18 protein-coding genes are annotated in these 19,976 nt (G+C 49.8%); 4 read left to right on the top strand and 14 right to left on the bottom strand.

Annotation, left to right across the window (positions count from 1 at the left end; all coding sequences use genetic code 11):
• Positions 1–13 precede the first annotated feature (13 nt).
• From IPH59_13130 to IPH59_13115, 4 genes are all read right to left on the bottom strand, one after another.
• Complete coding sequence (locus IPH59_13130) at positions 14–1,435, bottom strand: ABC transporter permease (protein MBK7092641.1); 1,422 nt, start codon at positions 1,433–1,435, stop codon at positions 14–16.
• Between the two features lie 12 nt (positions 1,436–1,447).
• On the bottom strand, positions 1,448–2,176 hold the full coding sequence (locus IPH59_13125) for an ABC transporter ATP-binding protein (protein MBK7092640.1): 729 nt from the start codon (positions 2,174–2,176) through the stop codon (positions 1,448–1,450).
• Between the two features lie 65 nt (positions 2,177–2,241).
• Positions 2,242–3,744 carry a hypothetical protein gene (locus IPH59_13120; GenBank protein ID MBK7092639.1) on the bottom strand — a complete coding sequence of 501 codons (1,503 nt, stop codon included), beginning with the start codon at positions 3,742–3,744 and terminating at the stop codon, positions 2,242–2,244.
• Positions 3,741–4,559 carry a PDZ domain-containing protein gene (locus IPH59_13115; GenBank protein MBK7092638.1) on the bottom strand — a complete coding sequence of 273 codons (819 nt, stop codon included), beginning with the start codon at positions 4,557–4,559 and terminating at the stop codon, positions 3,741–3,743. Before IPH59_13115 ends, IPH59_13120 begins: the two co-directional genes overlap by 4 nt.
• 153 nt (positions 4,560–4,712) lie before the next feature.
• Between IPH59_13115 and IPH59_13110 the strand changes: the two genes are divergently transcribed.
• Both IPH59_13110 and IPH59_13105 read left to right on the top strand, forming a co-directional pair.
• The gene (locus IPH59_13110) at positions 4,713–6,434 is read left to right on the top strand and encodes a HAMP domain-containing histidine kinase (protein ID MBK7092637.1); all 1,722 of its coding nucleotides are present in this window, start codon (positions 4,713–4,715) and stop codon (positions 6,432–6,434) included.
• Positions 6,428–7,123 carry a response regulator transcription factor gene (locus IPH59_13105; protein MBK7092636.1) on the top strand — a complete coding sequence of 232 codons (696 nt, stop codon included), beginning with the start codon at positions 6,428–6,430 and terminating at the stop codon, positions 7,121–7,123. Before IPH59_13110 ends, IPH59_13105 begins: the two co-directional genes overlap by 7 nt.
• Positions 7,124–7,148: 25 nt before the next feature.
• On the opposite strand, the gene IPH59_13100 is transcribed toward IPH59_13105, so the two are convergent.
• The 4 genes from IPH59_13100 to gmd all read right to left on the bottom strand — a co-directional run bounded on the left by IPH59_13100 (position 7,149) and on the right by gmd (position 12,770).
• Positions 7,149–9,398, bottom strand: coding sequence for a carbohydrate binding family 9 domain-containing protein (locus tag IPH59_13100; protein MBK7092635.1), 2,250 nt, complete (start codon positions 9,396–9,398; stop codon positions 7,149–7,151).
• Between the two features lie 143 nt (positions 9,399–9,541).
• Positions 9,542–10,870, bottom strand: coding sequence for a nucleotide sugar dehydrogenase (locus IPH59_13095; protein ID MBK7092634.1), 1,329 nt, complete (start codon positions 10,868–10,870; stop codon positions 9,542–9,544).
• Entirely contained in the window at positions 10,855–11,802 is a 948-nt protein-coding gene (locus IPH59_13090) for a GDP-mannose 4,6-dehydratase (GenBank protein ID MBK7092633.1), read from the bottom strand. The genes IPH59_13095 and IPH59_13090 overlap by 16 nt, the downstream gene beginning before the upstream one ends.
• Positions 11,799–12,770, bottom strand: coding sequence for a GDP-mannose 4,6-dehydratase (gmd, locus tag IPH59_13085; protein ID MBK7092632.1), 972 nt, complete (start codon positions 12,768–12,770; stop codon positions 11,799–11,801). Before gmd ends, IPH59_13090 begins: the two co-directional genes overlap by 4 nt.
• 150 nt (positions 12,771–12,920) lie before the next feature.
• On the opposite strand from gmd, the gene vanZ reads away from it, so the two are divergent.
• Together vanZ and IPH59_13075 are read left to right on the top strand one after the other, a co-directional pair.
• Positions 12,921–13,280, top strand: a complete 360-nt coding sequence (vanZ, locus tag IPH59_13080; protein MBK7092631.1) for a VanZ family protein — start codon at positions 12,921–12,923, stop codon at positions 13,278–13,280.
• A 94-nt stretch (positions 13,281–13,374) separates the two neighbouring features.
• On the top strand, positions 13,375–14,631 hold the full coding sequence (locus tag IPH59_13075) for a histidine--tRNA ligase (GenBank protein ID MBK7092630.1): 1,257 nt from the start codon (positions 13,375–13,377) through the stop codon (positions 14,629–14,631).
• Positions 14,632–14,731: 100 nt separating this feature from the next.
• Here IPH59_13075 and IPH59_13070 read toward each other — a convergent pair whose 3' ends face one another.
• The 6 genes from IPH59_13070 to pdxS all read right to left on the bottom strand — a co-directional run bounded on the left by IPH59_13070 (position 14,732) and on the right by pdxS (position 19,927).
• On the bottom strand, positions 14,732–16,498 hold the full coding sequence (locus tag IPH59_13070; protein MBK7092629.1) for an IPT/TIG domain-containing protein: 1,767 nt from the start codon (positions 16,496–16,498) through the stop codon (positions 14,732–14,734).
• Positions 16,491–16,913 carry a hypothetical protein gene (locus IPH59_13065; GenBank protein ID MBK7092628.1) on the bottom strand — a complete coding sequence of 141 codons (423 nt, stop codon included), beginning with the start codon at positions 16,911–16,913 and terminating at the stop codon, positions 16,491–16,493. Before IPH59_13065 ends, IPH59_13070 begins: the two co-directional genes overlap by 8 nt.
• Before the next feature lie 187 nt (positions 16,914–17,100).
• Positions 17,101–17,991 carry a hypothetical protein gene (locus IPH59_13060; protein MBK7092627.1) on the bottom strand — a complete coding sequence of 297 codons (891 nt, stop codon included), beginning with the start codon at positions 17,989–17,991 and terminating at the stop codon, positions 17,101–17,103.
• 3 nt (positions 17,992–17,994) lie between these two features.
• Positions 17,995–18,366 (bottom strand): hypothetical protein, encoded by a 372-nt coding sequence (locus IPH59_13055; protein MBK7092626.1) that lies wholly within the window; start codon positions 18,364–18,366, stop codon positions 17,995–17,997.
• 107 nt (positions 18,367–18,473) lie between these two features.
• On the bottom strand, positions 18,474–19,055 hold the full coding sequence (pdxT, locus tag IPH59_13050; GenBank protein MBK7092625.1) for a pyridoxal 5'-phosphate synthase glutaminase subunit PdxT: 582 nt from the start codon (positions 19,053–19,055) through the stop codon (positions 18,474–18,476).
• Positions 19,052–19,927 (bottom strand): pyridoxal 5'-phosphate synthase lyase subunit PdxS, encoded by an 876-nt coding sequence (gene pdxS / locus IPH59_13045; protein MBK7092624.1) that lies wholly within the window; start codon positions 19,925–19,927, stop codon positions 19,052–19,054. The genes pdxT and pdxS overlap by 4 nt, the downstream gene beginning before the upstream one ends.
• Positions 19,928–19,976 lie beyond the last annotated feature (49 nt).

Below are 19,976 nucleotides of genomic sequence, written 5' to 3'. Positions count from 1 at the left end.
CCTTGCCGGTCAATCAGCGAACATCATAGCGCAGGAACGACACAAACGCTCCGGCGAAGAACAACAGGTTAAAGAAGGCCAAGAGCCCCATATCAAGCGCTGCTGAAGAAATAGACTGCGCCAAATCGGGCTGGTGATACTCAAATTGGGGAAGTTCCTGCGGATTGATAGGCTCAGGTTTCACTTCTTCACCGTCTTCAATTTTGGTGCGGAACATGAACATTCGCCCGCCGGGGTTCGTGCCGGTTTTCTCCTTCATGAAGTTCGCATAAGATGATTGGTACGCCTTTGCTTCGTCTCCATAATGATCCTTGAGCGAGATCGAAGTTCCCGCCAGGCTGGTAACGCCAAGTGAAAGCGTAGCCGCCGGAGAAATGCGGGCGAAGTTGAAGGCGAGGTCCTGCTGTTCCATCTGCTTGTTAAGGCGCTGTTCATTGAGGCGCGAAGTCAGCTCCTGCATCTTCTTGTCGCGAATATCAGCCTGCTCTTCCATGTATCGATTCAGTTCATCCATCATCGCAGCGGGATCTTCCTTGTTGGACGGTTTGAAATTTGCCCAGCTAGCGCGGTCTTCCTGCCACTGCTGTTGCTGGAACTTTGCTTTCTGTGCGGCAAGTTCGTCAACCGAAGGTACATCAACAGCGCGTCCAGCCAGCAAGACGGAGGCGCGTGGCACGATCAAGACGCAAAGAATCCAGACGACCAATAAGACAAGAAATGAGCTTGAGGATCGCACCGTACGCGCAGACACGAAGATTGACAGTGTCAGGAAGGCGGCGAAGTAGAGTATTCCAGTAAGGATAATCAAAGCGAGCCGGGTCCAATCATCACCCGAAAGCGGAACGCCTAGTATTGGGAGCAGCAAACAGCCGATGCCCAGAGCGGCAATCAATGGTATGGTCAGAGCCGCCAAGCTGCCGATGATTTTGCCGAGAATGTACTTGTCGCGAGGGACAGCGTTGGCGAATGAGAGCTTGAGTGTTCCGCGCTCTTTCTCTCCGCTAATGGCATCGTAGCCCAAAAGTACTGCGAACAACGAAAGCACCACCTGGAACATAAACTCCAAGTCGAGAAACCTAAAGACGGCATAAATCGGTTCATCACCGAACTTGCTATCTTGTGCCGACAATTCACCGCGCCCCCAAACCTCCGTGGTGCGGCCGATATCGTTGGATATTCCATTAACGAGCGAAGCCAGCGGCTGTGGCGGCAGGAAAATGCGATGCTGCTGGACATTGAACCAGTCGGTCATACCCTCGAATTGACGCAAGTTCTCGGCCTTGGCCGCTTCATATTGGGAACGGTTGGCTTGATAGGTACGTGCGCCGACATAGAAGGACGTCAATATCAAGATCGCGCAAGCGCCAAAGATAACAGCGAATTTGGCTGAGCCGACGATGTCGCGGATCTCTTTTTCTATCAGGGTCTTTAGCATGCAGTCCTCCGCCTAACCTACAAGTTCCGATGTTCGACCGGCCATATACTGCATGTATAGCTGTTCGAGGTCGAGATCGACCAAAGCTGCGGCAGGACGTTGCATGATGATTTTGCCGTCGTTCATGATCGCCACAGTGTCCGCAATTTCCTTGGCGCGGAAGATATCATGTGTCGACATTAAGATTGCCTTGCCTTCGGCGCGCAGCGATCCCAGCAGTTCTATGAAATCGTGTCCGGCTTTAGGGTCAAGTCCCGATGTTGGTTCGTCCAAAAGAATCGCCGGTGCATTTTTCAGGATGGCGATGGCAATACCGCACTTCTGTCTCATACCCTTGGAGTAACCGCGCAGGCGTTTGTTGTGAGCTTCCTTTGCCAAGCCGACCCGCAACAACACATTGTGGTAATCTTCGCGAGTGTAATGTGTTTGACCGCCAAGCCGAGCAAAGAAATCAAGATTCTGAAGTGCGGTAAAATTGGCGTACAGCATCACATTCTCAGATACGAAAGCGATGTGTTCTTTTGCCTTCAACGGGTCAAGATGCGATACGATACCATTGATGCGTGCTTCGCCTTCAGTGGGTTCGATGAAATTGAGAAACAGGTTGATGGTCGTAGTCTTGCCAGCACCGTTACCTCCGAGCATCGCAAAGATTTCGCCGGACCGGACTTGGAATGAGACATGATCAAGCGCGAGGACGCCATCCTCGTAGCGTTTTGTTAAATTGACGGCTTCAAGCATCGGTTTTGCTGATTGGAGCGGATTGTCATTCACTTGGCACCTCGCATATTTCTGCAATTTTGATTTTATCGACGTGAGAGTTTGATCCCGAATATGACAATTCCAGCTACAAGCCCGATAATTAGAACGAGAATCAGGAGTGTACCAAGGATGTTGGAATCGGGAAGTATCTCGACGGTGACGCTTTTGTCTTCACTGACGATCGGTTGCGAATTGGACATGGCAGTCGTCCGGAGACGGACCTCGTACTTGCCGGTGGACACGTCTTCGGCCGGAGTGAAGGTCAGGTTGATTCGTGTTTCGCCGCCGATCTCAAGTTTAGAGACTATCGCGGGGTCAATTTGCTTTGTCCAGTTGAGCGGCATGTCAGCCTTAACTTCGATATTGTCGATTCGGTGGCTACCTTCATTTACCAAATCTATGCTCATCGTAACCGAGCCGTCGGACTTGATGGCGTGATAGAGTTGAGTAGCACGAACAAGAAGCTTGCCTTTGCCGCGCGGCAGTATTTCCATGCGGGCGAAGCCCACGCCAAGCGCTTCGATTTCGCTTTGTGTCCATTCTTTCGAGCGCAAGTCAGGCAGATCTGCAATACGATCTCGCGGGATCACGAGCACATAGAACGCAATCGGCTTGTCCATTTCGACTGCAACAGTCGGTCGGTCAGGAAGTGTGACTTCCAGCGAAGCCTTCTTGGTGTGGGTGCTTTCCGTAAACTTGAGTTGACTCAGGCGTGCGGATCCGGACGGTTCCTTGAAGAAGCGACTGATTTGTTCAGGCAGGTTGACGACTTCAAGGCTGAATGTATTCTCGGTTCCGCTGTATAGCTCAAGGGTCAAGTCGAACGATGCAGATTTACCTAACTCGACTTCTTGCGAGAATTGCTCGGACTGAACTGCGACTTTGTTGACGGTAGCGTCCTTTTGCAGGAATATCTTCATGTTGCGCTGAGTACCGCTGCCATAGATGAGGTAGACCGTAACGGCATCAAGGTCCTGCAGTAGTGCAAAGTCAATAACTGCCGGCGAGCCAAATTTGAGCTGGTCGATTTTGGCTTCGTAAGGCTGGCTAATCGTCGCGCCATTTTCATTCAGAAGCGACACATATATGTTGTTGATTACGTCCGGTTGAAGTGAACGGAAGAGATCGTCCTCCATTTCTATTAACTTGTAGAACTCGGCGCTCCCACCGGAGGCGTTGACTAAAGTGAGCCTTACATGCTTGCGTCCGTTCTTGTCCTGGTACTTTACGGCGCCTTCCACCGTGACGTACTGCTCTTCAAACAAGACTGCCAAAAGCGACTGCTGGTAGTTGACCTCGGCATCAGAGAATATGTTCCGCGCCCGCTCGAGTTCTGATTTCGTGATAAGCTGGCGGGTGAACATCTCTTCCTGGCGTTGGTACTCCGCTCGTGCGACTTCGTACGCTTCCTTTGCGCGTTTCAATCCGAGCAGGCGGTACTTGTCGTCGCGCTGATTGAAGTTGTTGCTTTGGCTCAACGCCGTTAAGCCGCTCAAGCCAATGCAAATGCACAGCGCCAGGATGTACTTGGCAATTCGAAGGTTCATTTCGTCGTCTTAATCGTCTTGAACATAGTCGGACCATCTTGTTTGGCGGCTTTGACAGCCTTGATCGTTACAGCTTTGCCGTTTCGATCAAGCGTAACCGAGAATTCTTTGCCGACCTCGACTTTATCGTAGGCTTCCGTGAGCTCTTTGATACTCGTTACCTTTTGCGCCATTATTGACGTAATGACATCGCCCTCGAGCGCTCCGCCTGCCTCGCTTTCGTCACCTTGATTGTTTATCAGGCCGGCGACTTTGACCTTGGAGCCGGACTCGCCAACGATAAGGCCAAGTTCCATTACAATAGCAACTTCGCCATCACTGGCATGAATAGAGGCAATCTCTTCGCTGACGCCGGCCGATGCCTCTCCCGAGCCGTCGGTCGTGAAGCTCATGACTCGCTGGTTTTTCATGCTTGACTGATCCATTTTGGGAAACGAAACGATCATCATATCCTTGCCGCGCTTGATTCCGAGCTTTACATCGGAACCCACAGCGACAGAATCGTAGGCGGCCTTAAGGTCGGTCAAGATCGTGACTTTTTTGCCGTTGATCATGATGACTTCATCGTTTTGTTTGAGATCGACTGACTTGTATACTTCTGCGCGTTGTTCTGCCGGGTTCACTACATCTATCACCAAGCTCTTGTCTTTGAGCAGTATCACTGCTCCCAGTTCAGACATAAAAACGACGTCGCCGGAGGTGAACATGCGCATCTGTGGTTTGCCTTCGGTAGCTGCAAAGGCTTGTTGACCCAGAAGGGAGCTGGCGCTGCTGATCAGGATTGTCAGTGCGATTTCGAACAAAAGTTTTAGCATAACAGACCTCTTCTCAAGATTGTTTAATGTCGTTAGTCATCGTACGGCAACGATAACTTGCAGGTTGCCAATGGCATAGTTAAGGCTTGTTATGAGCTGTTAAGATATGTTAAGGACTATGGTGTCGAGCATTCAGATACGTATATTGTAGCAATGAATTTATCGCGTCGTTCAGTAAGCATAGTGATTGCGCTAATGGTAATCTCGCTCGGTGGGTTGGTTGCTTTGCAAGTATACCTGCTTCAATTGGCGCTTGAACAAAAGGAGCAGGTTTTCCGGCGCAATGTCCTAATGGCGCTAAACACAGTTTCGCAGCAGCTGGAAAACAGCGAGACTTTCACAATTGCGCTCGGAACGACTCCTCCCCAGCGTGGGACGTGGCAGTTTAATGTGGCGCGATCAACGGTTGTGGGCAACGATTCAGTTCACGTCAAGGGTCTGTTCCTTGAGACTAACGACATACTTGATGCGGCTCTGGAGAACTGCCCGTTGACGATTACCGATGGCGTGCTTCAATACGAAGTGTCCTCACCGCAGCATGTCATGATCAAGATATATGATCAATCTCAAGGTACCGATTTAGTAGTTGTGGATACGTTTCGCGCCGCCGGAAAATACAAAATTGATGTAAGCGGTATACGAGAGCCGGGCAGCAGCATGATGTACATGTTTCGCACTGACTCTACCTCGGCGATCTTCCAGACACAAGATGGCTCGCAACTGATGCCGCTGGGTCCAATGATCGGGTCAACGCGCAAAGAAGACTATCTTAAGCGAATCGTAACAGACATGACCGTTGCAGAGCTGGAACCAATAGAGCAGCGTATCACGAGGGAAGAGCTGGACTCTCTGCTCCGGTCTGCATTGGATGAGACAGGAATTCACCTCGAATATGAGTATGCAGTATTTGCCGGGAACAACGATTCGATGCGTGTTTCTTCAGCGTCATTTTCACGAGACAGATTGATGCGGACGGATTTCCGTACCCGCCTGTTTCCCAGCGACAGGTTGTCGGCACGCAGCGAACTGGCGGTATTCTTTCCGGAGCGCAGCGTCTACCTGTGGAAACAGATGAGTATGCTGGTGCTGACCAACTTGCTCTTCATCGCCGTCATTGTCGCAGTGTTCACATACACTGTTCGTGTGATGTTATCGCAGAAACGTTTCGCGGTACGGATTGTCGATTTCATCAACAATATGACACACGAATTCAAGACGCCAATTTCAACCGTTGCGCTGGCTTGCGAAGCGATAATGCGACCCGATGTCATTCAACAGCCGGAACGTATTGGCAAGTACGGTCGAATGATTCTGGATGAAAACCAGCGTATGCGCAATCAGGTAGAAAAGATTCTGCAAATGGCAGTGATCGAAGAAGGCGACTACGAGCTTAAGCTGTCCGAGGTTGACTTACATCAAATCATTCGGAAAGCAATTGACGGGATAAGTCTTCAGATTGAGAATCGCAAAGGCAAATTGGTTGGCAATTTGAATGCGTCCAACGCAATGATCTCAGGTGACAATCTGCATCTCACGAATATCATCAATAACCTTCTCGACAACGCCATCAAGTACTCTCCGGATGCCCCGGATATTGAAGTAACGACTACAAACGAAACTTCAGAGCTTGTGATAACTATCTCAGACAAGGGTATGGGCATATCAGAGGCGGATCAAGAGTTGATCTTTGAGAAATACTATCGTGTCCACTCAGGGAACGTGCACAATGTTAAGGGCTTCGGATTAGGATTGAGTTACGTTAAAATGATGGTAGGGGCGCAACACGGGACAATACGCCTTGAGAGCAGTCCAGGCGCCGGGACGAAGATCGAACTTCGATTCCCAACCTGTGAGGCAAGCGAGCAAGTATCGTGACAAAGCAACGAGTGTTATTGTTAGAGGATGATCCGAATCTTGGGTTCATTTTGCAGGAGCATCTGCAAATGCAGGGTTTTGACGTGGTCCTTTGCGTCAACGGTGAGGAAGGTCTAGACGCCTATCGCAGCGGACAGTTTGAACTCTGTTTGGTTGATGTCATGATGCCGAAGCTCGACGGGTTTGCGTTTGCCCGCCGAGTGCGCGAACGCGATGAGAACATTCCATTGATATTCCTAACGGCGAAATCTCTCAAGGAAGACAAGATCGAAGGATTCAAGATTGGCTGTGATGATTACCTGACGAAGCCTTTCAGCATGGAAGAACTAATGCTGAGAATTACGGCGGTGTTGCGGCGATCCAAAGCCACAAACAAGGCTGCAGAAATCCCAGAAATGTTTGAAATCGGCAAATTCACATTTGATCATAATCGTCAGATTCTTTCCAAGGACGGGGTTCAATTCAAGCTTACGCCCAAAGAGGCAGACTTATTGAGATTGTTGTGCATCCACAAGAATCAGACTCTGGAAAGGGAGGTCGCCTTACGAGAGATTTGGGGCGACGAAAGTTATTTTTCCGGGCGCAGTATGGATGTATTTGTTTCCAAGTTGCGGAAGTACCTGCGTGAAGATGAAAGCATCGAAATCATGGGGATTCACGGCAAGGGTTTTCGACTGATCGTGAATTGAACCGAAGAGCGAACCAATAGCGGTCTTACGCACGTAGTAAATACTGGAATTTGAAAAAGAACTGGCGGCTGTTTTGAATCATGTCGCGCGTCTCGCGCAGATTCTGATAGGAATGCGTTGAACCAAGATAGAAGATTGTAAACGGATTCAATTTGTAGCTCAAGAGCGGCTCGATTCCCATGACCCTGTCGAAGTTGTCGTACTGGACAATCAATCGCAAGAACCACTCACGCGTAAACTGGTAATTGAGCTGAGTTCGTAGAATGTACCCGGCATAGATCTTCTCATCGGTTGCCGGGTTCTTCAGTTCTTCATAATTATACTCTGGCCTCACGATGAGGCGTTGAAACAACTTCAATGTACAAAATGCATTGAGTTCCCAGCCGTGGCCCAGTACCGGTGTCTCCAACCGACGGGCAATGTACTTAATTCGCATAATCTGTCCGCCAAGACTCAGCGGCTCAGAGAAGCGACTCTCAACATACATGCGGTAGTGCCTAATTCCCGGGAAGAAATGACCTTGGAACGTCTCCCGGCTGTATAGCCAGCCGAGTTGGACTGAGGTTTGGGCAGGCAGTAGCAGACTCAGTTCCGGCGATACCCACTCGTCTTTGCGTGGACCTGAATAATTCCAGATGCGTCCGACAGAGATAGTCGGAGTAACCTCGATGAAGGTCTTAGATTTCGGTCGGAAAAACAAACCAGTCCAGAAGCTGCCTTCGCGCTGATTATTCCAGAAGATGAAGCCGTTGTCGGCGCGGAACGTCGGACTGACCTGACGATACTCAAGTTCAAAATTCCATAGTCGTGCTTCTCGAGTCAATCCAGCATAGGCAGTGTTTCCCCAGTATTTCTCGCCATCGAAGGCGGCGGTATGTCGTCCTCTGTCAAACAACGATCCATCTCCGAACAGCGAAATGTCGTTTGGCTCTTCGGTATGGCTTGCCAATAACTGTGCGCCTATGCGGTAGTTCTTGTTAAGTCGAAGATTGAAGTCTCCGCCAAAAACCGAACCCGAACCGCCATCATCAATTCTGCGATCGGTAGCGATTGCACCGATGTAGGAATCTTCGCCTACGCTTTGTTTAAGTCGAACGATATTGCTGACGCTTCTGCCGACTTCGGCGAGAGCAGTGTGCTCTTCAAATGGCAGCAATTGAGGCGAATGTTCATCGCGTGCAACGATGTAGCCTAAGGCCGTTCTACTGGCGAGGCGGCCAGTGAGTTTTCCTGCAAAGAGCGGATCGTTTATCGAACGGGTATAGACGACATTCGAATACGAGTTGAAGAGGTCCGATCCTTCCTGAAAGAAGGGTCGCTTCTCCGGGTAGAATAGGGCGAAATTGTTGTTCACATCCACCTGTGCGGCATCGGACTCTACTTGGCTGAAATCGGGATTGTAGGTGACATCCGCCGTCAGGTCCGAGCTGAGCAAATAGCGTAGATTGAGTGACACTTCGGCTTCGGGGTCACTGTTTTCGAGCGCCGAGCGCGGGTTGTTGGGATTGCGCAGCGAAGCTGATTGAAATCCGATAACCGATGGCAAGACTTCAAGTCGACTACCCGGTTTGGCATTTTCGAATCCGATGAGAGTGCCGAATTGGCATGGAAAGCAAGGTTCGTCACGATTAATCGCTGCCCAAGTCGAGCGTTCCCGATCAGATCGCGGCCGATTTCGCCAGAAGGTAGCTCGCCACTCTTGAACAGATTTTACCGGGAAACGCAGACTGCTGAAAGGTATGGCGACTTCAACTTGCCATCCTTGCTCGGTGATTTTTCCACGCGAGTGGAAGACGATATCAAATCGCATATCCTCATCGCTATTAGGTATCCAACGCAAATCGCCTTGGAGTCCAAGTGGATTGACAAATATCTCATAAGCCCAGGCGGCATCGCCATAAGTGTCGAGGAGGATACCAACATAGTCATCGCTAAAAATCTCATCGCGGTCCCGCATCGATGCGCGTACTGTACTCGGATCATCGTAGCAGATGAACGCCAAATAGAAGTTGTCATCGTCATAAGTAACGAGTACCTCGGTCTCAACTGACGGTTTTACTCGTTCGCGCGGGGTGTTCTCTGCGAAATTTTCTGCTTTGACGGCGTTGCTCCATCCGGCATCGCCAAGTTCGCCGTCAATAGTGATTTCGCCTGAGCTTCGTTGGACATTCAGAACCGGCCTGCTGTTCGGCACAAAATCGCTCTGGGCGTAAGTTGAGCTGCCAATCAGCAAAAGTACAATGGCATATAGCCATTTTGGAGCCGAAATTCTCATAATGAAAGGGGTTACGTAATTATCGTGCCAGAAGTTTCGGGAATTTTACCGAGTTGGTTGTCCATGTTGATGGTCTGAATGAAAAAAGCCCTGAGCGATTTACTCAGGGCTTTCGACCTTACATTAGCGACCAAGTCCGAGGACTACAGTCGTTCGATCTTCTTGCGATTGCGTTTTACCTTCTTGGTGGCGTTGCGCGTGTCGAATACAGCCGCGGCGTTGTCAACGATCCATTGGTAGTCATAGCTGGAATGGTCTGTGACTACTACGATGAGGTCTGCAGACTTGATTAGCGGAGCCGTTAACTTCGTTGACTTCATGTCGATCTTATGGTGTTCGTCGAAACGAATCTCCGGCACAAATGGGTCATTGTAGTAAACCTTTGCGCCTGCGCGCTGCAGCAGATTAATACAGTCAAGTGCAGGCGATTCGCGAACGTCAGCGATGTCGCGTTTATAGGCAACGCCAAGCACCACAACTTTCGAACCGTTGATTGATTTCTTACGTTGGTTGAGATTGCGAGCGATACGGTCCAACACGTATTCCGGCATGTGAGAATTGACATCGCCGGCAAGTTCAATGAAGCGTGAGTAATAGTTCAAGCTCTTGAGCTTCCACGACAAGTAATGCGGATCAATCGGAATGCAATGGCCGCCGAGTCCCGGTCCCGGGAAGAAGGGCATGAAACCAAAGGGCTTCGATGAAGCAGCATCAATGATCTCCCAGACATTCAACTTGAGCCGGTCGCACATTAGGGCGACTTCATTAACAAGGCCGATATTAACCGACCGGAAGGTATTTTCGAGCAATTTCACCATTTCGGCTGCCTGAGTCGAGCTAACCATGTGCACATGGTTGATGGCGGCTTCATAGAAGATCTTAGCCATTTGCTGACAACGCGGAGTGTGTCCACCGACAACACGCGGCGTATTCTTGGTCTGATAGATTGCATTGCCCGGGTCTACACGTTCGGGGCTGAAAGCAAGGTAGAAATCCTTGCCGCATTTCAGTCCGGTTTCTTCCAACTCGGGAAGGATCAACTCTTCAGTAGTTCCCGGGTAGGTAGTGGATTCAAGAATGACGAGCATTTCCTTGCGGAGAGACTTCTTCAATTCCATTACAGCAGTTAAGATGTAGGAGACATCCGGGTCCTTGGTTTTCGAAAGCGGCGTCGGCACGCAGATGGCGCAGACATCGCAATCTTTCATTTGTGAGAAATCACGAGTAGCCCGGAGCTTTTTAGCCGTAACCGCCTTCTTGACTTCCTTGGCAGGTACATCGCCAATGTCGGAGCCGCCAGAGTTAATCAGCTTGATTTTGCGATCGGAAATTTCAAAGCCGACGACGCGATATCCGGCATGCACATACTCGATAGCCAGTGGCAGACCAACATATCCCAGACCAATGATGCCGATAACGGCGGTACGGTCCTTCAGTTTTTGCGCCAATTGATTCTTCAATTCTTCCTCCAGAAATCCAACGTGTCGAGCAAGGTTTGCTCGATCTTATACTTGGGATTGTAACCTAATTCCTTCTTTGACTTCGCGATGCTGCCGACGAGTAGCGGCACTTCAACAGGGCGAAGCAGTTCCTTTGCTATCTTGATATCTATTTCGGCAGTTGACATATTAGTCAATAGCTTCAAATAGTGGCGAATACTGTCAGCCTTTCCGCTTGCCAAGATGTAAGCCTCGCCGGGCTTACCTTTTGCCGCCGCTTGGCGATAGCCGTTGACGATATCGCGTACATCGCTAATATCGCGTCTTGCTGATGTATCTCCAACCTTTATAGTGCCGCGCCTCCCCGAACTCTCAATTCGAGTGATCTGTGAGCAGAAATCCGGAATAACATAGCCAGTCCCTTGCCTCGGTCCGGTGTGGTTAAACGCGCGGATTCGAACAATTGGGAGCCCGTAAGCCCGAAAATATTGGTACGAAAGGATGTCAGCAGCCGCCTTAGAGGCGCCGTATGGCGATACCGGGTGCAGCGGATAGTCTGGTTTGATCGGCATTTTGGCCGGCGGCAGGGGACCGAAAATATCGGCTGAGGAGACGAAGACGATTTTCTGTACCGACTTTGAATCTCTCAATATTTCGTATAGGTTTTGAGTGCCCATTAGATTGATCGTCATGGTATCGACAGGAACCGTAAATGATCGTCCCACCGCGGCAAGTGCTGCAAGATGAAACACCACTTGCGGCTTCGCGGATGTTACTGCTTTCTTGAGGGCGCGAGCATCATTGATGTCAGCGGTGGCGATGGAAATGGCGTTTTTGATTCCGGCGACATAGTCCCGGCGTTCACCCATTAACGACGTACCGAAAACCTCGTAATTGTGATTGAGCAAGTTTTCGGCTAAGTGCGAACCGGCAAAACCCGTGATGCCGGTAATGAATGCTCTCATAGATTATGTTTTTTCTTTAATGTCGCCAAGTCTGAGTCTACCATCATTTCGACCAATTGGCGGAATGAGACCTTCGGTACCCATCCCAACTTTTTCCGAGCCTGAGTCGAATCGCCAAGGAGAATGTCAACTTCCGCCGGACGCACGAAGCGCTGGTCTATTTTGACATATTGTTTATAGTCGAGATCGAGACGCGAGAAGGCGATTTCAGCGAAATCGCGAACCGTGTGATTCTCATTGGAAGAAATCACGAAGTTCTCCGGCTTCTCTTGCTGAAGCATAAGCCACATGGCAACAACATAGTCCCCGGCGAATCCCCAATCTCGTTTGGCATCAAGATTGCCGAGATAGAGCGCGTCCGCCAATCCAAGCTTAATTCGCACAGCGCCGTCGGATATTTTGCGCGTAACAAATTCCAGCCCGCGACGCGGTGATTCGTGGTTGAACAAAATGCCTGAAGACGCATGAATATTGTAAGACTCGCGATAGTTTACCGTAATGAAGTGCCCGTACACCTTGGCGACGCCGTAAGGAGATCGCGGGTAAAACGGTGTACTTTCGGTCTGCGGCACTTGCTGGACTTTGCCAAACATCTCTGAAGATGACGCCTGATAGAATCTGATCTTCGTGTCGACCTTGCGAATGGCTTCGAGCAGTTTTGTAACGCCAATAGCGTCGAACTCGCCGGTCAATACCGGTTGTGTCCACGAGGTAGGCACAAATGACTGGGCGGCCAAGTTATAGACCTCGTTCGGTCGGACGTCTTCAATCATGTCCAGAAGTGAACCTTGATCGTAGAGATCCGCCTGAATCAGGTGCAGTTTTTCTTTGATATGATTTATTCGCTCAAAATTTTCGGTGGACGAACGCCGTACCATGCCATAAACTTCGTAGCCCTTTTCCAAGAGCAATTCGGCGAGGTACGATCCGTCTTGACCGGTAATACCGGTTATTAATGCGCGCATCATCATCTCCGCATTAGGGTTGGCTGGAATATATGATTGGCGGGTCTGAAGTCAAGCCTTGAGGCAGAAGTCACTGGATCCGCAAGAATGCGGCTTGTCGCCGCCCCATTCTATGACTATATATACACCCCTATGACCCGAACAAGTAGAAATTTGCTATTCTATAAATTGCCGCCGATTCTCTTCGCCGGTATGATCCTGCTTCTGTCTTCGTTGCCTAACGCGCATGCTCCCTCGTTTGACATTCGAAATATTGACAAGTTCTATCATGGATTGGAGTATTTTGTCTTCGGATTACTGATGTTTCGGGCATTTCCGGAGACACATTTATCGAATCGAAAGGGAGTCTATTATCTGCTCCTCTTCTTGTTCGGATTGGTTTACGCAGGGCTCGACGAGACAGTACAGTATTTCGTTCCAAACCGGGATTCATCCATTGGAGACTGGGTCGCCGATATAGTCGGCTACATGGTAGCTGGACTATCGATACTAATCTACAGGTTTCAGAAGTAGGTCCTGCAATGCTGGAGTGACCAAGGGAGCATCCTGTCAATTGAGAGTTAGATTGAATTGACATTACCTGGCTGATTTCTATCTTGAATGCACTATGAAATATCAACGAATTAAAGGCACATTTGACATCCTTCCCGAGGAATCGGCGAAATGGGTGTACCTCGAGTCGATAGTGCGCGACGCCATGCGACGATTCAACTACAAGGAAATCCGTCCGCCGATCTTCGAAATGACCGAGCTATTTGCCCGTGGCATCGGTGAAGGAACAGATATTGTTTCGAAAGAAATGTTCTCATTCACTGACATGGGAGGGCGAAATCTCACCCTGCGCCCGGAAGCTACTGCATCCGTAGTGCGGGCATTTGTGGAAGAATCGCTCGGCAAGAAGTCTCCCTTGAACAAGGTTTTCTATATCGGCCCGATGTTCAGGCAAGAGAAACCACAGAAGGGGCGTCAGCGTCAGTTTCATCAGTTTGGAGCCGAAGCAATCGGCTCAAGCGATCCCAAGATCGACGCGGAGATAATTGCCATTAGTGTTCAGATACTGAAAGACTGCGGCATCAGCCAGTTCGAGGTGGCAATCAATTCGGTGGCGACTCCTGAGATCAGAGCCAAGCACCGGTCGGAGTTGTTGAAGTTTGTTGAGCCAATTGCGGACAAATTTCCGTCGGTGGATCGCGAGAAGATTGAAAGGAATCCGCTTCGACTATTCGATAGTAAAGAACAACTTACGAAGTCCCTGTTAACAGATGCGCCGTTGTTATCCCAGTTTTATGATGAGGCAGTCAAACGCGACTTTGAACTTGTCATGGCGACATTGGAAAAACTGAACGTCCCTTATTCGGTCGATCCGCGACTTGTCCGGGGACTGGACTATTATACTCGTACAGCTTTTGAAGTCCGGTCGAGCCTCCTTGGGGCACAGGATGCCTTATCCGGCGGCGGGCGGTATGACCTGTTAATTCAGGAATTAGGCGGTGACGCTACTCCGGCAGTCGGATTTGCTGCGGGAATGGAACGGACGCTTCTCGCGATGGAAGCAACTGGAAACAAAGGATTCGCGGAGAAGCCGCTTGATATTTTCATTGTCGCTGTGAATCCCGATGAGCGTACGGAGGCCGCAAACCTTGCCGGGGCATTGCGCGAAGCTGGGCTTTCTGTGGATCTGGATTATCTTGAGCGTTCACAGAAATCGCAAATGAAGGAAGCTGCTCGACAAAACGCCCGTTTTGCGATTTTTGTGTTTTCTGACGACCTCAAAGATCGCGTCTACACGATCAAGAACATGACGACGACCGAACAGCAAAAACTGCCATACGAAGGCTTATTGAGGGCGACTCTCTCAATTTAGTCAATCGCAAGACGCCAAAAAAGAAAACTCGACCCTGCTCACGAGATGGAGCGGGGTCGAGTAATTCTGTCAATTAGGAACGCCAAATGCCATCCAGTTTCTAATACTTGACTGGCCCCAACTTTAATTCAAAGCGCGGCGTAACTGTCGTGCTATTCCAGTTAGCAGTCGTCGCGGTTCGTTCGTATACACAATTTTCCTGCATATCGTGTTCCAGATAGTAATCCAAAAACGAACTCACATGTGATTGGACAGCTTGGCCGCTCGCTTGATAGCCAACTACTCTAATTGTCTCAGTCCAAGAGTAGAAGTTGAATGGAACATTTCTAACATCGATCCGGTGCTCCCACTGGCGGTAACTCAGATCTCGTCCGTACCGATAGTTGATCATCTGAAGGCTGCGCAACGAGTCTCCGAGCGGGTTGAATTGCGCCCTCACGTATAGGGTGTCATGATATGGCCATTGGCCGTACTCCCAGGATCCCTTTATGGTCATGATATCACCACTCCAAACTGGTTTGGGTGATGTTTCCTCCCCACTCCAATTATGAACAACGAAGACGGTTGTTGGATCGTAAGTGATATCCGAGCAAGAGATGGAATACAACATCGCAGCATCGAGTCGAACCCAAAAGAAGACGGAACTCTTGAGCCTGTGCATGACTGAATAGGCAACTGTCACAGTATCGCGAGCTGTAGTGTCGGCTCGGGCGACACATTCGACACGGCACAAACCTGCAAACCAATAGCCGCCTATCACGCGGACGTAGTTGTTAGTGATTTGTGAAACCTGTCCGGGTGCAGGCGTATTGCCGTAAGGGAGGACTCGCCAATAGACAGTCGTATCGAGCGTACCGGTAACTTGCGCATGGACAAGCACGGTGTCGTTTATAGAGCGAAATAAGCTATCCTGATCCAGCACAAGACGTACAACCGCGGTTCTAAAAGGGAAGTTATTGGTCGACTTCCCGCCAACTGTTACAGTTACATTGCCCGATACGAACAATTCCGGGACAATGACCGAAATCTCAGTGTCACTCCAAGAGACTACCGTCACCGTTATGTTGCCGAACTTGACCACGCTATTGCCTTGCGATTCCCCAAATCCCATGCCTTTGACTTTGACAGTGCTTCCCGATTGTGCTTCCGGTGGGTCAATTGCGGTAATTCGCAACGCGTTCCACATTACGAGGTCGGAGTTTCCTTGATCCCAAATTGACACCCAGCGGTTGTCTTGTGCGTCCCAATAAGTATTATCGATGCGGGGTGCGTGGTCTCGCCAATCGGAGAGTTCCATCGGGCTCATTTCCGATGTGTCGCACATATCGTGATAGAGATGTTGCGCCCACATCGCGTTCCATGATGTAAAGACAGACCAATCAAAACCAACACAGGCGCCTGCGCCTGCAACTTCGACCAGTGTGTCTTGCCAGTTGCCTAACCAGCTATAGCAGAATCCGAGATAGACAAAGGTGGTGTCATCGTGAAATGAGTTGTTGTGTGCGACAAACGATGGGCTGACAAAGTACCTGTTTTCTGCATTATAAACTACGATCGGAATCCTCCCTGCTTTGATGTTACTGAAGTACTTTGTCGTCGTAGCTGCGTTGGCAATTTCTCCGGTCATCAGGAACACTTCCTTGATATTGGCCGAATTGGGCCACGCCATTCCATGCGAGTAGAAATGGACGACTCCGTATCCCGAGAGTGAGGCAAACTTCTCGACCGTACATTGGTTATTGGTTACGACTTCGAAGTTTGAATAGCCGGTCTTGGCAAAACCTGCGTTTGCCTGCGCAATCAAAGGGTTGGCATGGGCTTGGCGTTCAAAGTAGTGCGGATTAAGAAAAATGGTCTTGTTAGACACCGGGCGATGATTTTCGATTGAGGTTGCAGTAGGCGAAGCTGTATTTCTCTTTGGAGCTTGGCGCGACCGGATCAGTTCCTCCCAGATCCAGCGGGTCAAGCAGCACGCCGCCGCGCATTCCGTTTTTATACTCAACAACGACGCCTTGAGTGTTTGCGGAAGCGGAGAGCACATTTGCCGTATCTGACTCGAAGAGCTTGACCAAGGAGTCCTTGGTTGCAGTCGTATCCAATGTTGCCAGCATATCCACCAAACTCTCGCCAATATCCTGCTGAACAGAAATGATGTTCTCGATGCGCTGAAGTTCCTTTTGTTGGTCGTTGTCGTTGTTGTCAGAACCTTTATCACCGCCGGAGCAGCCTAAGGCGAGCAGAAGCATGAGTGCCAGGAGAGAAATCGGTCGAATCAGAATCATAAGGTACCTCCGAAGTTGTGTAACCTAAAATTATATATCGGAGGATTAATTCTGAATAGAGATATTTTTGGCGATTTTATGCGGAGGACAAGAGAACGGGGTCTATGTTGTCTTTTGTCAGTTAAGCATGATAGCTATGTGCAGCTAATAGTTAGGCGAGTAATGCTGACGGTCGGTTGCTTGTTTACTAATTTCCAAGTTCCTGGGATGACTTTCGAATGTTTTCTATGACTTCCCCATAGTAGGGCTTTTCCTTGAGACTGGCGTATGCGCCCGGGAAGAGCACGATGGTGATTTCGGCACCCATTTCGGAGAAATTGTTCATAATCACCGAAAAACGCTGCCCATTGGGGAGGCGGGTATTGTCGATCATAGGGAAATCATAGAAACCAGTGCTGAACGAGACGTTTTTGGACACCGGGTCGCCGTGTCCATTCTGGCTCCGGATTGTGACATCAAGCCGCAGTTCCTTAGCCTCACGATCAATGTCGGTAACATCAACAATAAGTGTCGTAAAGACGCTGTCTAGTTCGAGATCAGCTGGATCAAGAGTGGCTCCCTCAAACTCGCCTTCAAGATTTACCCCCAAATCTTTCTTAACACCGACGCCTTCAAGGACCACCATTTGCTTCTTTGTTATCTCGCGAGCAACGCGCTCGAGGCGGCGCTGAAATGCCTGATATCGTTCAAGTGAGTCGGGTCGGGACTCATTCTTGAGTCGCTCGGAGATACTCTGTCTGAGATCGGTAAAGAGCGGTTTGAGATTCAACGACTCGTGGAAGTTGTATGCGAGCAATTCGAGGTTAAGAACGGCTGCCCCAATGGTTGATTCTTGCGGACGCAAGAATGTACCTATAATTGAAACGAACATGTCTTTGCGTAGCGCACTCTCAGACTGCTCGCGGTTACTCATAAGTTCCGAGTAGAGCCGCGTGTTGGCGTCAAGTGACTGCTGGCGTTCCAGGTACTGCGAGGTAAAGAAACCAAGAAGCGTAATTGCAATTGCAGTGAACAGACCGCCGAGCGGCTGTAAGACAATCGTTAGTTTATCCCAGAAATCGCGCTTCTTTTCATCCACCGATTATTTCCTCTTAAGGGCGTACTTGCCGTCCTTGTCCTTTTCTAAGACAATGTCGTAACGCGTTGCATTGGCATAGGAAAATACTTCCAACGTCGGAGTCTGCTTCTCGATATGGACGGTCAGAACACACTTGCCTTCTTCTTTGACGTTCAACCGATATGCTCCGAATTTGTCGACAATAGCAGAATCAACAACGACTGGTGATACCGCAGGCTTTCCTGCCTCGGTGGCCTTTACCGGCGCAGATATCGTGACTTTGACGCCTTCGGCAACAGGTTTGTCACCAATTTTGAGGTCGCCGAATATCCTCCCGGCAAACAGCTGGGAAAGCGGCAGGGCGACAACAACGAGGGTAATGATGAAACGATGCATTTTGATCTCCTTCACTTTTCCCCTATTAAACAATCGAAAAATACAATTGTATCCAAGCAATTTTTTCGCGTCACGGTTTAGTTGCTGTTTGGCTCCCCAGTTCGACATTACTTTCCAATGGATAGAAAATACTGCTGAAAACGAGTGGAAGATGTCATTTCCGGGTGGAACGAGGTCGCAACAACATTACCTTGTCGGACAATAACTGTTTCGTTGCGACAACTGCCAAGGCTCAGGACGTCCGGACCTATGTTTGATAGCCGTGGTGCGCGGATGAACACCATCTCCAGCGACTCAGGTTTTGGTCCCAGCATAACTTCGCCGAAGTCGATAAATGATTCGAATTGACGACCGTAGCCGTTGCGTTCGACGGTAATGTCAAGAAGATCAAGGGGGGTGATCACTTTGTCATTGACGACGTTTTTAGCGAGCAGGATCATTCCGGCACAAGTGCCCCAGACTGGTCGTTTGGCCGCGAAGTTCTTTATTGCCTCTGCAAGATTAGTCGATTTGATAAATCGATCAATTACGGAGGACTCACCGCCGGGAATCACGAGGTAGTCGCAAGCCTCAAGCTGGCCGATCGACTTCACAAGGCGTACATCGCACTTCAGTCTGCCGAATGCCTGATGGTGTTTGGCAAAATCCCCTTGAAATGCGAGTATCCCGACTTTCGGATTGGCGATCATCTGTATTGAAGCAGTTCTTCCTTGGGAAGTTTGCTGATCTCAAGTCCGGGCATCGCCTCACCTAAGGCGCGGGAGGCTTCGAGAACAATAGCCGGATCATCAAAATGCGTTGTCGCCGTGACGACAGCCTTCGCCAAACGGGATGGATCGGATGACTTAAATATCCCCGAGCCGACGAAAACGGCTTGAGCGCCAAGCTTCATGCAAAGCACAGCATCTGCGGGTGTAGCGATACCGCCGGCGGCAAAGTTCGGAACAGTGAGATTTTGCAGGTCGGCAGTTCTCTTGACCAGATCAAGCGGCACGCGATATTCCTTGGCCATCTTTTTGAGCTTTTCTTTATCCATCTTCTTAAGAGCATGAATCTCGCCATAAATCTGGCGAAGGTGACGAACTGCCTCGACAATATTGCCGGAACCGGCTTCACCCTTGGTGCGGATCATAGCTGCGCCTTCATTAATTCGACGAAGCGCTTCGCCAAGATTTCGGCAGCCGCACACGAACGGAATCTTGAACGGATGTTTGTCTATATGGTGTTCTTCGTCAGCGGGTGTGAGCACTTCAGATTCATCGATGTAGTCGACCTTCAATTCCTGAAGTAGTTCCGCTTCCGCGAAATGGCCGATACGGCACTTGGCCATAACCGGGATTTGAACTGTAGCTTGTATCTCTTCGATCTTTTCGACTGGTGACATACGGGCAACACCGCCTGCCTTGCGGATATCAGCGGGAACGCGTTCCAGAGCCATCACAGCGACGGCACCGGCATCTTCGGCGATCTTGGCTTGTTCAGCATTAGTGACGTCCATGATGACGCCGCCTTTCAGCATTTCCGCCAGACCGACTTTCAGCACATATTCTTTGCTATCCATAACTCTCACCTCGTGTCAAAAATGCAATCCGCGTAACTCAAGATACGCT

The sequence above is a fragment of the bacterium genome, assembly GCA_016708315.1.
Lineage (GTDB): Bacteria > Zixibacteria > MSB-5A5 > CAIYYT01 > CAIYYT01 > JADJGC01.
Note: the sequence above shows the minus strand (reverse complement) of the source record. Positions and strands in the feature narration are given on the sequence as shown.